This is a genomic window from Arthrobacter sp. AK01 (assembly GCF_021109375.1).
GTDB lineage: Bacteria > Actinomycetota > Actinomycetes > Actinomycetales > Micrococcaceae > Arthrobacter.
Map to the genome: position 1 here is coordinate 14,777 of NZ_JAJOHP010000062.1, position 15,328 is coordinate 30,104.

Below are 15,328 nucleotides of genomic sequence, written 5' to 3' on the forward strand. Positions count from 1 at the left end.
GGGAGGAACCAATGGCCTGGGCTGCGGCGAGGGTCACCAACTCGTAGCGCCGAAGGCCCAATGACGAACTGATGGCCTGGGTCAAGGACTCCCAGATGGTGTGTGCTTGCGGGTTCAGGCTCATGGCTTTGGTGTGGCTGGGAACATAGCCCTGCGTCGAGCGCTTGTAAATGCCCCATGGCGCGAATACGGCTCGAGTACGCAAGACTGGAACCTACCACTACTGAAAGCGCGGTTGGCTCGTGATCTCCCTCCAGCAGGACCCCCAAGGCTTTATCCGGATGAGCAGGCATTTTCCCGCCACCGTTTCCATCACCGTCGTATTTACCGATGGAAACCATGAAGTTTTCACCGGGCGACGACTCAACGAGATGTACGACGAAGCGCTGGCGTCCTACCGTGCGGGGAATAATCTGGATGCGAAAGGATTCAGCCGAGGGCCCAAGAAGAAGGTCCAGCAGGGCATCGAATTTGTGCCTGTCGCACCAGGCATGTCCAGCTGACCGGTTTCGTCGCCACGTTATTCGTGTTTCATCGCAAAGCTATTTTGGCTTTCCCGAGGCATGCTCGACGCAGTATGGCGTCCATGGCCGGGCCTCAAGCCGGCCTTCCGGAATAGCTATTGAACAGATTTCGCACAGCCCGTAACTGCCCAAGGCTATCCGCTCCAGAGCCGCGTTGATCTGATCCAGGCCAACGCGGCTCTGCTCCAAGAGCGCGGACGCCTGCGAGAGTTCGAACGCTATGGTGCTGCCCTCGGGATCGTGTTCGTCATCCACATTGGAGTCCTGCCGGGCAAGGCTTACCGAACTGATGTCGCCTTGCAGGGCCTTCAGCAGTTCGAGTTTTCGATCACGCTCCTCCTCAAGGAGAAGTTGAAACCGCTCGGCATCAACCATGGTGGGTCATAGTTCCACGGTGCCGCTTTCGCCTACGCTGAATCGGGAATGGGTGACCTTGGACTTGATCCATTGAAGTACCGTCGCAGCTGTTCCGCCCGGGCTGGTCCAGTATTCGGCCGATTCAGAGTCAACGCGCAGGAGGCATACTTCCGGGGTCTCCGGCCCGTCCGGATACCATGCCTCCACAACCTGGTTCCACAGCTCGCGGATCTTTTGCCGGTCAGTGACAACCTCCACAGTTCCAGCGACGGAGACCCACTCGGTGTTCTTGCCGAAGGAAACGTTGACCCGGGGATCTTGACGCACGTGCGCAACCTGCGAGGTTCCAAGTCCGGTAAAGAACCACATATCGCCGTCGTCCTTGACGTCCTGAACGGCCAGCGGCCGGCTGACCAGCGCGCCGGTTTCGTTGACCGTGGTCAGCATGCCGATTTTGGCGTCGTTGATAATGTCCACGACCTTGCTGATTCCCTGCTCTTCAGCCATTCCTCGCCTCGCTTCACTTCCTGCCGGGGACCTTCCCCGAGTGGACAGCCTATTAGTAAGTCTACTGATTTACTAGGCGGACAAGGAATGTCGAAAGCTGGCCAACAACCAGAAAACAGACGCTTTCCGGGAATCAAGCCGGAGCGCTATCCGTTCTTCTTGGTAGTGACATGCCGACGGCGGTCAGGCCTGCCTCGGGGGGCAGGCGAAGCGACGGGAAGTTTGGGGACTGCCATGACGTTGATTGAAACGATCGCCCGCATGAGGGCCGCACACCTGATGGTTCGCGACGCCAAGGAATGGGACGGGCTCGCAACCGGACTCCTGGAGGCCTACGCGGCCAAGGACGAAGACCTGGTTGAACAGCTGCAGTCGCCGTTTCTGCAATCGTGGCGGACTGTCACGCGGTACGTCCTCCGCGACACCTTTGACCAAGCGGGCATCTTGGTCGGCGAGCCCAGCGACCCATGGGGAATAGCAGTGCTGACAACAAACGGGAGAAGTGCGGAACCGCTGCTCTGCCTGGCTGACCGCGCGGAGCTGCAGGGGGCAGGCACCCCCAACGTGGACGGCCGCCGGCTGATGACGTTTTCGGAAGTAATGACCCATTACTCGGAATGCCTGGAACCGCTCTTCGCGAAGCAAAGCGCTTAGCTGGTCTCCGGAACAGCCGGAACAGCCGGGTCAGCCTCTGGTCAGCGGACCATCGATGACCCGGGGAACGTACTCCAGCAATTGGGTCCGCCCGTCGAACGTACGGCTGTCCACCATATCCAGTGCGACGTCCGGGTATCCGTCGTAGATTCGCTCACGCCCGGTTTTCCCGGTGATCACTGGAAAGACGACCAACCGATACCTGTCCACCAGGCCGGCCGCCAGCAGCGAACGGCAAAGGCTCAAGCTGCCCAGCGTGCTGAAGGTACCCGACCGTGTCCCTTTCAATTCCCGCACCGCGTCGACCGCGTCGCCGGCAATCAACTCCGAGTTTGGCCACGCCAGGGGTTCCTTCAGGGTGGAGGAAAAGATGATCTTGGGCATGGCAGCCAGCCCCGTCAAGCTGGCTCCTTCTTCCTCCGAAAACCCCGAACTGTCCTCAGAAGCCTCCTCGGACATACTCGACATCAGCCGATAGGTGTTGGCGCCCATGAGGGTAGTGAAGTCCTTCTTACCCTCTTCCTCAAGCCACGCCAGGTATTCGGGCCCTTCCAGTCCCCACCAGCCGGGCCACCCCTCGGCGGAAGCGTATCCATCCAGGGAGATGATCAAGTCCACCATCAGGGTTGCCTTCGTTGCACTCATAGCAGTCTCCTCGGTTTAACCGTGCGCGGTGAAAGTGCGCGTTGACCGCGCGCGGAAATGCTAGCCCCGGAGCGATCCGGCATTCAAGAGGTCCACGCTAGAGGAGGAGAAGGACGAACCCGCCAAGGGTGCTCAGTATGCCGACCCCGGTGAGCATCCACCCCAGGATCAAAACGGTGTTATCGTGGCGCGGCGGCCGAAGGGAACATCGTGCCGGATGGCAGATGTCGTAGTGCACCAGCACCGGTCCGGAATCAAGGGTCCCCGTCTCGGCCGGAACATCGAGCAGGACTTTCTGTTCTTCGTTCGCTTGGTCCACCCAGTGGAGTCCCAAAAAACCGCCCGCGGCGAACCGTTCGCCATCAGCGGTCACCCATACGCATCGGCGCTTTGCGATAACCCAAGCGCTGATCAACAGAGGCACGCCCGGGACAAACCCCACCCACGTCATCATTTCCAGGATGGGGCCAAGAACATCCACGGATCCGGCCATACAGTCGATCCTATGCTCTGGCGGCCAGTGCCGGCAGGGGGCGCATCAAGTGACTCAGAACGTCCTGTCAACCCTGGAGCGCCACAGCAGGTACACGAAGTAGGGCGCGCCCACCAGTGCGGTCATGATGCCGGCAGGTATTTGGGCTGGAGCGATAACCGTCCTGCCGATCACGTCCGCGAACATCACGGTGCAGGCGCCGATGAGCGCAGCCACGGGAAGGACCCGGGCGTGCCGTGCACCCACCAACGTCCGGGCGGCGTGCGGTGCCACCAGTCCCACGAACGCGATCACCCCCACGGATGAAACTGCGCCTGCCGTCAACAGGACGGCCACCGAAAGAAGGAGTAAGCGGGATCGGGACAGTCCGATGCCCAGCACCCGGGGCGAATCGTCGTCCACGGCAATCAGATCCAGGTCGCGCCTCATCCCGGCCAGCACGGGCAGGGAGACCAGCAGCGCAAGGAGCGGCGGCAGGACGGAGGCAAAGTTGCGGCCATAGGTGGAACCGGACAACCACGTCAGCGCCTTGGTCTGGTTGAACGGGTCCGTACTCACCAACAGGACAGTAATCATCGCAGCCAACCCGGCGGAGACGCCGATACCAATCAGCACCAAGCGGTTTTGTTGAAGCCCGCCCCGGAACGCCAGCCCGAAGACCAGCAGGGCGGACAGTGCGGCGCCCCCTAGTGCAGAGCCGGTAACCACCCAGGAACTGGCCGTCGGGACAGTGGTGATGACGATGATTGCTGCGAGCCCGCCACCGCCGGACACGCCAAGAATGCCAGGTTCGGCGAGGGAGTTCCGGGATACGGCCTGGATCAGGGCGCCGGCAAGCGCCAGCGCGGCCCCGGCAAGGACCGCAGCAACGACGCGCGGCATCCGCGTACCCAGCACGGCACTGACACGGTTTCCGGACTGGCCGGTGAGCCAATTAAGGAGGTCGCCGAGCAGTAGTTTCGCATCACCCAACAAGGCTCCGGCCACCAGGAGGCCGGTCAGCAGAACCAGCAGGCTGATCAGCACAGCCAGGAAGAACCGGCGCGAACGAAGCCGCGCCAATGCGTCCCCGGCACCGCTCAATCCGGAGTCGGACATCCTCATGGCCAGGATCACCAGGAAGACAGCACCAAAAACAGTGGTGACCGCACCGGTCGGTACTTCCACGCCGGCCTGTGCACCGAACAGGCCACGCACCAGGACATCAGCACCGATAACCACGACTGCACCTGCCAGTCCGGAGATGGGAAGCAAGGCCCGATGCCTGCCCAGTCCACGGAGCCGGGAGGCCAGGAGCCGCACGATCGCCGGGGCGCAGAGGCCCACGAAACCAATCGGTCCGGCGATCGTTACTGCAGCCGCGGACAGGACAACTGCAAGCACGACGGCGCCAACCCGGGCCAGACGCGGATCCGCACCTGCCAGCCTGGAGGCGTCGTCGCCCAAGCCGAGCAGATCCATCCTGCGGGCAAGGAGAAGCAGGCCGGCGACGGCCACCAGAATGACGGGAGTGAACTGGAACAGTTCGTCAGTGCGTGACTGGGACAGGCTGCCCTGGCCCCAGGCGTAAAGGCCGGTGGTTTCCTGGCTGAACAACAACAGCAGCGCGCTGGTGGCCGAATGCAGGCCAAGGGCAAGCGCCGTGCCCGCCAGGACAAGGCGGATGGGACCTCCATTGCCGTTCGCTCCCCCGCCGGACAACGCCAGCACAAGCAACGCCGCGGCGAGGCCGCCAATGAAGGCAACGCCACCGGAAAGCAACGACGGAAGAGTCAGGCCAAACGCGGCGATGGCCACGATGGCGAAGTGCGCGCCGGCATTGACTGCGAGGGTATCGGGAGATGCCAGGACGTTGCGGGTGGCCGACTGCAGTGCTGCCCCGGCCACCCCCAAAGCGACACCGACCAGCAGGCCGGCAAAGAGTCGCGGAATGCGCGAGGCGACCAACACTGCGGCCTCCTGATCGGAACCACTTCCGGTGAGCAGCCCCAGTAACTGGAGAGGGCCGACGTCGGCCGTTCCCTGCGTGAGGTGGATCATCGCGAAGACGGCCAGGATAACTACCCCGGAGCCAGCCACCAGAAGCGGTCCGAAAGGACGGCGGACCGCTTGTCCGGTCGGCCCGGCGGGTACGGGAGCACCCGCCACGGCCGTGGGAACGGTCATGGCGGGCCTCTTCACAGTGTCGGTCATGCGGTGGAACTACTTGGTCAGCGAAGCGACGATGGCATCGACGTATTGGGTCATCGAGGCAGGTCCGCCAAACATCCAGATGCCGTCAGCCAAGCGGTGCACCTTGCCGGAGGCCACGAACGGAAGGGACTTCCAGACAGCGTTGTCAGTCAACTGCTCGGTGAAGTCACCATCAGCGCTGTTGGTGATGTAGACGAAGTGGTCGGCGTTGACGGCGGTCAGGCCTTCGACATCCGTCGAACCCAGGCCGTAAGCCGGGTCACCTTCAACCGTCCAAGGGTTGACGAGTCCCAGTTCGGTGTTGATGTCGGTCAGCAGTGATCCCGTGGTGTAGGGGCGGATGGAGACCTTGCCGTCGGCTACCCAGCCGTCTGCGAACGCGACGCGGGATCCGGTAAGGCCGGCCTTTTCGAGGTCAGCCTTGCCCTTGGCGACGGCGGCGTCAAACGCTGCGATGGCCTCGTCGGCCTTCTTCCCTGTACCGGTGGCCTTCGCGACGAGCTTGAGGTTGTCCTCGGCCTGTGCAATCTGGCGGCTGCCGTCTGCCGACTTGACCACAACCACCGGTGCCAACTCTTGGAGCTGCTTGATGACGGGCTCAGTGAGATCGGTGGTGGCGACGATCAGGTCCGGATCCAAGGATGCGATGGTATCGAAGCTGGGCTCGTTGCGCGTGCCGATGTCCGTGGGTGTGCTGTCCAGCTTGCCGGCGGTAACCCAGGCGTTGTAGCCCTTGATGTCCGCAACGCCCACCGGCATGACGCCGAGGGTGGTCAGGTTCTCCACCACGTTCCATTCGGTGCCGACCACGCGCTTGGCGGGGCCGTCGAGCTTGACCTCGGTGCCGCGGGCATCGGTCACTGTGATGGCTTCGCCGGCACCGGAAGTGCTGGAAGCCTGGCTGGCAGGGCCTTCGGTGGTGCCGCAGCCAGTGAGCAGAACTGCCAAGGCAGCAGTTGCGGCCAGGGCTTTGTGGATCTTCATGGACACAGGGTCCCTTTCGTGTTGGGGTGCTTATGTTGTGTTGGAGGTCTTCAGCTGCCGCTGTGCCGTCCGACTGCGCGGGTCCGCAGCCTTCCGGTGAGAGGGTCAGTGTGGGTCACGATGGGGATTGAATAGACCTCGCTCAACAGCGCTGCGTCGAGTGCTTGGGGGGCAGGACCGGCTGCTGCAATCCGTCCTTCCGAGAGAACCACCACATGATCGGCCAGTGCGGCTGCTTCATCAAGGTCATGAAGGACCACGCCGATTGCTACTCCGTGGACGCGGGCGAGGTCATGGACGAGGTCGAAGATCTCTACCTTGTAGCGCAGGTCCAGGTGGTTGGTCGGTTCATCCAGCAGCAGCACGGACGTGTCCTGTGCCAGGCAACTCGCCAGCCACACCCGCTGCAGCTGGCCACCGGAGAGTTCGTGGACCCCCCGGTCGCCGAGCTCAGCGACACCCGTCAGGTTCATGGCGCGCTCGACGGCGGCGGGCCCCTCGGGATCTGCGGCCCGCCACCGTCCGCGGTACGGATGGCGGCCGAACTCAACCACATCGCGGACGCTCAGGCCATGCGGGACGGGGCGGCTCTGCGAGAGCAACGTCACATGCCGGGCAAAGTCGCTTCTCTTCATCATCAGGGCGTCCGATGCCTCCCCGCCTTCGGGGCGGACTGTCACGGAACCCGACGAAGCCTCATGAAGCCGCGCGAGTGCGCGAAGCAGCGTGGATTTGCCGCTTCCGTTGGGGCCCACCAAGGCAACGATGCGCCCCGGCTCAAGGCGGAGACCCGCGCCGTGCACTACGTCCCTGTCCCCATAGCGGAGGACCAGGTCCGTGGCTTCGAGCCCGGAGAGTTCACTCAGTTCAATCACAAAATGAAAGATTAGCTTAGGCTTACCTAATTCCTAAAAACGTGTCCCGGAATGTCAGCGGGACACGTTGAAGGCGGACATGCGGGACGTGCGACCCTTGTTCCATGGACTTGGAAATCTCCCCCTCCCTGACGGTTCCCGCCTCGGAATTGGCTTGGCGGTTTTCGCGTTCCTCGGGACCAGGCGGCCAGCACGTGAACACCACCGACAGCCGGGCGGAGTTAATCTGGGATCTCGCGGGTTCTGCGACGCTGACCGATGAGCAGCGGCAGTTGCTGCTCAAGCGTCTGGGGCGGAAACTGGTCGCGGGAGTCATCACAGTGACGGCCTCCGAAGAACGATCCCAGCTGCGCAACCGTGAAATCGCGCTGGCAAAGCTCGCCGGACTCATCAGGAAAGGCCTCGTCCCCGAAACCGTCCGGCGCGCTTCCAAACCCACGCGCGGCTCGGCCCGCCGCCACCGTGCCGCCAAGGAGCTCAGGTCAGCCACCAAGCAGCAACGACGCCGGCCTCCTGCCGAGTAGTCCAGCCACCGAACCAGCCCCCGTGACCGCGGCTTCCTCAGCGGAATGGGCGTACCAGGCGCCCTCGTTGAGATCAGCGAGGCTGGCCGCCGGTGGTCTCAACCCACTGCGAGCGCCACTCCGGGGCCGGGAAGGCTTCGCTCCAGTACGCAGTTTCCTTGGCAATCCGGCCGTCCCGGAACTCGAAGATGAACACCGTCTCATAGGTTGGTCCCCCATAGTCGAGCAGCGCTTCGGCCACCACCAGGTTCCCGCCGCTGAGGAGGCGGCGGGGTGTGATGGTGGGGAGCTGGGGAAAGGCGTTGTAGATGCCGCGCCGGTTTTCAGCGCCGCGCACCACTTCGCCGGATTGCGGCCAGTGCATGACGGCGTCGTCGTGGAACAGCTCATCCATGACCTCGATGTGGCGATCGTTGATGCAGTCGATCAGCCGATGAACCACTGTTTCGTTGATGTTTTCTGCAGCCATGAAGCGCATTGTCCTCCTAGTGGCTGGATCGCACCACGGGAGTTGCCGGCGGTAGGTCAGTTCTTCTTGATCAGGTCCATGTAGGCCTGGAGGTGTTCGGCCATGCCCACTGATTCGTCGTAGAGCCAGGCAAGTTGGATCCCGTCCACCAATGCGGTGATCTGGCGGGCCAGGACCGATGGTGCGAAGCCCTCCCGGAGCCGGCCGGCGGCGAGTTCGCGTTCGAGTTCAGAGCGGACCGAGTCAACAAAATCCGTGTTGCGCCGTAGGAGGAAGCCGTGGGCCGGGTGGTCGGGGCTGATGGCTTCTGCCCGCAGGGTCGCGTCAAGGTGAATGACGCCCCGGATTCCGGCGTTGTGCCGCATGACGGCAGGCACGGTTTCGAGCAACCCCTTCTCGCTGATCAGTTCCTTACGCCATGGACCCTCGCGCTCTTCGCGGAGGACCAGCACGGCTTCCAGTAGCGCTTCCTTGCTCCCGAAGTGATGGAGGAGTGCGGTGTGGCTGGTTCCGACAGCCTCCGCTATCTGCCGTATGGAGAGGCCCAGGTACCCCTTCTCGGCGAAGACCTGAAAGGCGGCCTCCACCAGCTCAGCGCGCTTCTTTGCGCCGTTCGCGTAAGGCGCGCGCTTGCCCGTGCGGCCCGGGGTGCGGGCGTGCTGTTCCTGTGTTTCCTGATCCATGTGATGACCTCCTTGAGACGAGGCTACCAAGTTTCTTTTCCACTTTGGTAAAGAAATCTTGATGAAAGTATTCCAAAGTGGTCAATGTTTAGTTAGCGTTACTGGAAGACATCACCGGCCAAACCCCAAACGGTCCGGTTACCGGTCACAAAGAGCCAATGGTGGCTCTGGTCCAAAGGAGGATTTTCATGGGTGACCCCACAACGCAGGCACAGGTCATCGAACCTGCCGGGCGCACAGCAGCAGCCACCGGAGCGGCAGCACCGCCGTCGAGCGCTGCACCGCAGCAGCCGTCCACTAAAAAGACCATGGCACTGGTCCTCATCGCCGCGCTGGGCATGTACATCATGAGCCTGACCCTTGGCACAGCCCTCTCGCTGCGCCTCGCAGCAGTTGATCCCGCAGCCAAGGAGACCAGCTACGGCATGGCTGTCTCCATCAGTTCACTGCTTTTGCTCGTCACCATCCCGCTTACCGGCACCCTGTCCGACCGCACCGCGGGCCGGTTCGGCCGCCGTCGACCCTGGATCATCGGCGGTCTTGTCCCAGCCCTGCTTGCTGCAGCGGTCATTGGCACGGTTCCCTCCACGCCTGTCATCGTCGCCGCGTACATAGTTGCGTTGGTATCGGCGCAGGCTGCCTTCAATGCCTATGCAGTTATCCCCATCGAGGCACTTCCGGACAACAAACGCGCACGTGTCATGGGCGCCATGGGCATGGCCGGCGCACTGGCGATGTCTGCGGGGTCCTACCTTGCCGCCTGGCTGGTGGATGCGCCACTGCTCATGATGTGCGTCCCCGTGCTGTTGGCACTTGTGTGCAGCATTCCACTGCTGGTGCTCTACAAAGACCCGGCTAAGACCCGCGCGGAGCTTCCGCCGCTGGACCTCAAAGGCCTGGCGAAGTCGTTCCTCGTGGACCCGCGAAAGCACCCCAACTTCGCATGGGCATGGGTTTCACGGTTCCTTGCCGGTATCGCGATGACGGCGTTGTTTGCCTACTTCATCTTCTTCCTGATGGACGGCCTCGGCATGCCGATCGCCGAAGCCGGCAAGAGCGCCGGTCTGCTGACATTGATTTCTGCCCCTGTCAGCATCCTGTTCTTCACTGCGTCCGGTTGGCTTTCCGACAAGATCGGCCGTCGTAAGCCATTTGTCGTCGCTGCTGCGCTCCTCATGGCGACGGCCCTTGTCCTTGGTGCCACGTCAACGTCCTTTGAACAGTTCGTTGTGGCCTGGATCATCTTCGCCATGGGCCAGGCAATGTACCTCACCGTGGACCTCGCCCTGTGCGCTGCTGTCCTTCCTGATGCCCGCGACACCGGTAAGGACATGGCCGTCTTCAGCCTCGCACTGAGCATTCCCAACATCATCGTTCCTGCGGCGGCCCCGGCAATCCTCGCCCTTGGCAGCGGCCACAACTATGGCTTCCTCTGGTTCGGGGCCGCCGCGCTGTGCGCCTTGGGCAGCATCACCGTCACGTTCATCAAGGGTGTCCGCTAAAAGCGGCCGGCCCATCTACAGACCAAAAAGGAAACATATGACCACGTCCCAGTCTTTCCCCAACGGCTTCCTCTGGGGAGTCGCCACCGCCGCGCACCAGGTCGAAGGGAACAACGTCAACAGCGACACCTGGTTCCTGGAGCAACTGCCCGGCACGATCTTCGCTGAGCCTTCCGGCGACGCGATCGACCACTACCACCGCTACCGTGAGGACATCGCACTCATCGCGGGCCTTGGATTCACCACCTATCGCTTCTCCTTGGAATGGGCACGGATCGAGCCTGAGGAAGGACAATTCTCGACAGCCGCACTTAACCATTACCGACGCGTCCTGGAAGCGTGCCACGAGCACGGTCTGACTCCCGTGGTGACGTTCCATCACTTCACCTCGCCGTTGTGGCTGCTTGCCGCCGGTGGTTGGGAAGATGCGGCGACGCCGGAACGCTTTGCCCGCTATTGCCACCGCGTCACCGAGCACCTTGGTGACCTGATCGGCGTCGCCTGCACCCTCAATGAACCCAACCTTCCATGGTTGCTGAAGGAAATTGGCATCGGCGGCGGTCCTGCCGAGAGCCGTGGCCAAGTGCCGATCTGGGCGGCAGCTGCGGAGCGTCTCAACATCGAGGCATCACGGGTCGCCCCCTTCCAGTTCACGGTCTCCACAGCCGGCTTCGATGTGAAACTGGCAGCGCACCGAGCCGGACGTGATGCCATCAAGGCGCGCTACCCCGGGTTGATGGTTGGTTGGACGCTGGCCAACACGGACATTCACGCCGCAACGGGCGGCGAAGCAAACGCAGACCGTATTCGCCGCGAGGTCAACGAGCGCTTCCTGGAAGCCTCCCGCGGAGACGACTTCGTGGGCATCCAGACATACGGACGCACAGTGTTTGGAGCTGACGGCCTGGTTCATGCCGAGGATGGAGTTCCCACAAACCAGATGGGCGAGGAAATCTACCCGGAGGGTTTGGAGGCGACCATCCGCGAGGCTGCCCGCATTGCACGGATCCCCGTCATCGTCACTGAAAACGGCTTGGCAACCGAGGACGACAACCAACGCCTGGACTATCTCCGCACAGCGGTCAGCGGTGTCGCGTCCTGTCTGGCGGACGGCATCGATGTCCGCGGCTACATCGCCTGGACTGCTTTCGACAACTTCGAATGGGTGTTTGGCTACGTTCCCAAGTTCGGCCTGATCTCGGTTGACCGGGCAACCCAGGAGCGTACGCCCAAGCCGAGCGCCCACTGGCTGGGTGGCGTGGCACAGAGCAATGGTGCCTCGCTGGACCTCGCAATCCAACCGGCATAGACGGGCCGGCCTTACCCCGTTCGCAACGCAACAGCACTCTCACCGAACCCCGTAACAACCCTGGAGACCACTGATGACTACCTGGCACGCCCGCATGATCGCTGCAGACAAGGAGTTCGACGGCGCACCGCGGCTCCGCGGAGAGTTCCGCCTGGACGACGGTCACGGAGACGTAGAGTCCGCAACCCTGTTCCTCTCAGCGCTCGGCGTTGTTGAAGCATGGGTCAACGGCGAACGCGCTTCGGAGGACCTGCTCACGCCGGGTTGGTCAAGCTATGAATGGCGGGTCCGGTACCGCGAACTGGACGTCACCCACCTGGTAGGTACGACGACGGTGATTGGGCTGGCGCTCGGAAACGGCTGGTACCGGGGGCGGCTGGCGTGGGCGGGCGGATCCAGATACTACGGCCAGGAACTCGGTGCCTTCGCCGAGCTCCGGGTTCGTTTTGCCGACGGCCACGAACAGATCATTGGAAGCGACGAATCCTGGATTTCCGGGCCGTCGGCCACCACCGCCAACGACCTCTACGATGGCCAGTCGATTGACGCGCGCCGTTTCGACGACGGGTGGTTGGCGCCGGGCTTCACCTCCGGTGAATGGTCGGCAGTGCGCGCACTCGACGACGACCTCGGCCGCCTCGAACCGTACATCGGCCCACCGGTTCGCCGCCAGTTGGAGCTGCAACCGGTTACGGTGTGGACATCGCCGGCCGGAAAGGTATTGGTGGATTTCGGTCAGAACATGGTGGGCTGGGTGCGTGTGTCCGTGACCGGCCCTGCCGGTCAGGTGGTCACCATCCGCCACGCGGAAGTCCTGGAAGAAGATGAGCTGGGCACCAGGCCACTGCGTTCGGCGGAGGCCACGGATCGGTTCACACTCTCCGGCGGCGATGACGTCTTCGAGCCGACACTGACCTTTCATGGTTTCCGCTACGCCGAAGTTGAAGGTTGGCCCGGCGGCGCCGACGCCCTTCGGGACCTGGGCGGCCTGACCGCCGTCGTTATCAGTTCGGACATGAAGCGGATCGGCCACTTCACGTCCTCTGACCCGCTCCTCAACCGCCTTCACGAGAATGCGGTGTGGGGCATGCGCGGCAACTTCGTGGACGTCCCCACGGACTGCCCGCAACGCGATGAGCGCCTCGGCTGGACCGGTGACCTGTCAGCATTTGCACCAAGTGCCGCTTTCCTGTTCGACAGCCGGGACTTCCTTCGCGACTGGCTCCGTGACCTTGCCCTCGAACAGAAACACGACAGCGACTTGGTGCCGTTCGTTGTCCCCAACGTCCTCAAGTACATTGAACAGCCAGCCGAGTTCGGAGCGCCGGATACGGCAGCTGTGTGGAGCGATGCCGCCGTGTGGGTTCCCTGGGCGCTGTGGACGGCCTACGGGGACAAACGCGTGCTCGAGGAGCAGTTTGAGTCCATGACCGGGCACGCCCGGAGGCTTCGGAGCAAGCTTTCGGCCAACGGTTTGTGGGACACAGGATTCCAGTTCGGCGACTGGCTCGATCCCGATGCTTCCCCGGACCAGCCATGGGCAGCAAAGGCCGACAAGCATGTGGTGGCAACGCTGTGTGCGTTCCGAACAGCATCGTTGGTGGCCGCCGCCGCAACGGTCCTCGGAGATGAGCCCGCAGCAACCGAGTTCAGCGAAATGGCAAAGGAACTCCAGGCCGCGTTCACCGGGCAGTATGTCTCTGGCGGCGTGATCACCAGCGACTGCACCACGGTCTACGCTTTGGCGATTGTTTTCGGAATCCTGGGCGATGCCGACCGTGAGTTTGCCGGGCACCGACTGGCCGAACTGGTGGAAAAATCGGGGTTCCTCATCTCCACAGGATTTGCTGGCACACCGTTCGTTACGGACGCGTTGACTGATACCGGCCACCTCGATGTGGCCTACCGTTTGCTGCTCCAGACCGAGAACCCGTCCTGGTTGTACTCGGTCTCCATGGGCGCCACCACTATTTGGGAACGCTGGGACTCGATGCTTCCCGATGGCAGCATCAATCCCGGCGAGATGACCAGCTTCAACCACTACGCGCTCGGCGCGGTGGTGGACTGGATGCACAGGACCATCGGCGGACTGGCACCCCTGGAACCGGGCTACCGTCGAATCCTCATTGCGCCCCGGCCCGGAGGCGGACTGCAGTGGGCGGAGTCCAGCCTGGAAACGCCGCTGGGGTTGGCAACGGTCCGGTGGGAACTCCTTGACGGGCGCCTCGACGTCGCTGTCACGGTGCCCGAGGGCAGTGAGGCCGTTCTGCAGCTCCCGGGCGTGGACGAGGAAATCATCGGACCAGGACACCACCAGCGGACCGTCTCGCCGGCCACGCTCACCTTTCATTGAGTGAAACCCACAGGCACGGCCACCATCCGATGAGTAAAGCTTGAACCAGGTATTAATGCCGACGAAGGAAAGAAGGAACCACATGTCCCTCAGCGTCGAGGAAATGAACACAACACTTCCCGTGGCCAACACGTTGCCAGGCGAAGCCGTCCCCTATTACATGGCATCCGGCGAGGGCGCGCGGTACGAGATCAACGGCCAGTTGGTCACGGTCATCGCCCGGGCCGCGGACACCGGCGGGATCTTCAGCGCCGCGTATGTCTCAGGCGGCATGGGTGCCGAGTCTGCCTTCGTGACACATTCCATTGAACACAAGACGCTGTACGTCTTCGACGGAATCCTCCATGTCTGGTTGCCCGGGGAAAGCCGCATCCTGACCCCGGGAGACTCTGTCGTCATTCCCCCTGGCACGCCCCACGCTTACCGGATGGCCAGCCACTACACGCGGTTCCTCAACTGGATGACGCCCGGTGGCGCCGAAGCCTATTACGAGCGCGTAGGCACACCCATCGACTCCCACGTTCCTCCTGTACGCGCCGGCCACCGGCTGACCTTGCAGGAACAGGCAGAAGTGGGCGCCGAGTTCGGGATCACTTTCCCGGACGTCGAACGCGTCGAGCCGAGTTTCCAGCAGAACGCCGGCCTGCCGTCGTCGCTGAGCCCGTACTTCCTCAGTGCTGGCGAAGGCCAGCGGCTTGTCAGCTACCAGACCATGTTCTCCTACCTCTCACGGCCAAAGAACACGGGAGATAACTATTTCGCCGTCCATACCAAGGGTGCCAAGTCCCCCTACATCCCGCTGCACTTCCACTCCGAGCACACCGAGAACTTCCTCTGCACTGAGGGACGCATGTGGCTCTACGCCAACGGACGGGAAATGCTGCTGACCAAGGGCGACTTCGTCCACGCACCGGCCGGCACCATCCACTCCTTCGCCTTCGACGCCCACAACACCCAGATGGTGGGCTTCCTGACGCCCTCGGTCTTCAACGGCTTCTTCGAGTACTTCAACGAGCCCACCGAGGACTACAACTACACAGAAGGCGGCGCGCCCTACATGGACATGGAAGGTTTCGGACGTGCCCAGGCCGAGATGGACCTGACAGTGGTTGGACCTCCCCCGCAGCGCAGGTCAGCCCTGGATATCTAGGGAACGGGGGGGGGGGGGGGGGGGGGGTGAGGGGGGGGGGGGGGGGGGCGGGGGGGGGGGCGGGGGGGGGGGGGGGGGGGGGTGGCCGCGCCGCGGGGGGGGCGGG

16 protein-coding genes are annotated in these 15,328 nt (G+C 63.1%); 7 read left to right on the forward strand and 9 right to left on the reverse strand.

All coding sequences use genetic code 11. The features are described 5' to 3' along the window. The first annotated feature begins 242 nt into the window (after positions 1-242). Positions 243-503, forward strand: coding sequence for a hypothetical protein (locus LN996_RS18490; protein WP_231341852.1), 261 nt, complete (start codon positions 243-245; stop codon positions 501-503). A 39-nt stretch (positions 504-542) separates the two neighbouring features. Here the strand turns inward: LN996_RS18490 and LN996_RS18495 are convergent, their stop codons facing one another. Continuing rightward, on the reverse strand, positions 543-899 hold the full coding sequence (locus LN996_RS18495; RefSeq protein ID WP_231341853.1) for a TraR/DksA C4-type zinc finger protein: 357 nt from the start codon (positions 897-899) through the stop codon (positions 543-545). Positions 900-905: 6 nt separating this feature from the next. Then, positions 906-1,388 (reverse strand): pyridoxamine 5'-phosphate oxidase family protein, encoded by a 483-nt coding sequence (locus LN996_RS18500; protein WP_231341854.1) that lies wholly within the window; start codon positions 1,386-1,388, stop codon positions 906-908. A 234-nt stretch (positions 1,389-1,622) separates the two neighbouring features. Here LN996_RS18500 and LN996_RS18505 point away from each other — a divergent pair, with 234 nt between their 5' ends. Next, positions 1,623-2,042 (forward strand): hypothetical protein, encoded by a 420-nt coding sequence (locus LN996_RS18505; RefSeq protein WP_231341855.1) that lies wholly within the window; start codon positions 1,623-1,625, stop codon positions 2,040-2,042. Positions 2,043-2,072: 30 nt separating this feature from the next. On the opposite strand, the gene LN996_RS18510 is transcribed toward LN996_RS18505, so the two are convergent. The 5 genes from LN996_RS18510 to LN996_RS18530 form a co-directional block, all read right to left on the reverse strand. Next, on the reverse strand, positions 2,073-2,687 hold the full coding sequence (locus LN996_RS18510) for a dihydrofolate reductase family protein (protein ID WP_231341856.1): 615 nt from the start codon (positions 2,685-2,687) through the stop codon (positions 2,073-2,075). A gap of 97 nt (positions 2,688-2,784) precedes the next feature. Beyond that, positions 2,785-3,180 carry a hypothetical protein gene (locus LN996_RS18515; RefSeq protein WP_231341857.1) on the reverse strand — a complete coding sequence of 132 codons (396 nt, stop codon included), beginning with the start codon at positions 3,178-3,180 and terminating at the stop codon, positions 2,785-2,787. 54 nt (positions 3,181-3,234) lie between these two features. Further along, on the reverse strand, positions 3,235-5,373 hold the full coding sequence (locus tag LN996_RS18520) for an iron ABC transporter permease (protein ID WP_231341858.1): 2,139 nt from the start codon (positions 5,371-5,373) through the stop codon (positions 3,235-3,237). A 9-nt stretch (positions 5,374-5,382) separates the two neighbouring features. After that, positions 5,383-6,363, reverse strand: a complete 981-nt coding sequence (locus LN996_RS18525; protein WP_308102741.1) for an iron-siderophore ABC transporter substrate-binding protein — start codon at positions 6,361-6,363, stop codon at positions 5,383-5,385. A gap of 44 nt (positions 6,364-6,407) precedes the next feature. Then, positions 6,408-7,232: an ABC transporter ATP-binding protein gene (locus LN996_RS18530; protein WP_308102742.1), complete on the reverse strand. Its 825-nt coding sequence runs from the start codon at positions 7,230-7,232 to the stop codon at positions 6,408-6,410. Positions 7,233-7,336: 104 nt separating this feature from the next. On the opposite strand from LN996_RS18530, the gene arfB reads away from it, so the two are divergent. After that, entirely contained in the window at positions 7,337-7,756 is a 420-nt protein-coding gene (gene arfB, locus LN996_RS18535) for an alternative ribosome rescue aminoacyl-tRNA hydrolase ArfB (RefSeq protein WP_231341860.1), read from the forward strand. A 73-nt stretch (positions 7,757-7,829) separates the two neighbouring features. Here the strand turns inward: arfB and LN996_RS18540 are convergent, their stop codons facing one another. After that, entirely contained in the window at positions 7,830-8,225 is a 396-nt protein-coding gene (locus LN996_RS18540) for a nuclear transport factor 2 family protein (RefSeq protein WP_231341861.1), read from the reverse strand. A 56-nt stretch (positions 8,226-8,281) separates the two neighbouring features. Further along, entirely contained in the window at positions 8,282-8,908 is a 627-nt protein-coding gene (locus LN996_RS18545) for a TetR/AcrR family transcriptional regulator (protein ID WP_231341862.1), read from the reverse strand. 188 nt (positions 8,909-9,096) lie between these two features. Here LN996_RS18545 and LN996_RS18550 point away from each other — a divergent pair, with 188 nt between their 5' ends. The 4 genes from LN996_RS18550 to LN996_RS18565 all read left to right on the forward strand — a co-directional run bounded on the left by LN996_RS18550 (position 9,097) and on the right by LN996_RS18565 (position 15,222). Continuing rightward, positions 9,097-10,410 (forward strand): MFS transporter, encoded by a 1,314-nt coding sequence (locus LN996_RS18550; protein ID WP_231341863.1) that lies wholly within the window; start codon positions 9,097-9,099, stop codon positions 10,408-10,410. A 37-nt stretch (positions 10,411-10,447) separates the two neighbouring features. Beyond that, positions 10,448-11,719: a glycoside hydrolase family 1 protein gene (locus tag LN996_RS18555; RefSeq protein WP_231341864.1), complete on the forward strand. Its 1,272-nt coding sequence runs from the start codon at positions 10,448-10,450 to the stop codon at positions 11,717-11,719. Between the two features lie 73 nt (positions 11,720-11,792). Then, a complete protein-coding gene (locus LN996_RS18560) occupies positions 11,793-14,072 on the forward strand; it encodes a family 78 glycoside hydrolase catalytic domain (protein WP_231341865.1) in 2,280 nt (759 codons plus the stop codon). 82 nt (positions 14,073-14,154) lie between these two features. Next, positions 14,155-15,222, forward strand: a complete 1,068-nt coding sequence (locus LN996_RS18565; protein WP_231341866.1) for a quercetin 2,3-dioxygenase — start codon at positions 14,155-14,157, stop codon at positions 15,220-15,222. Positions 15,223-15,328: the final 106 nt, after the last annotated feature.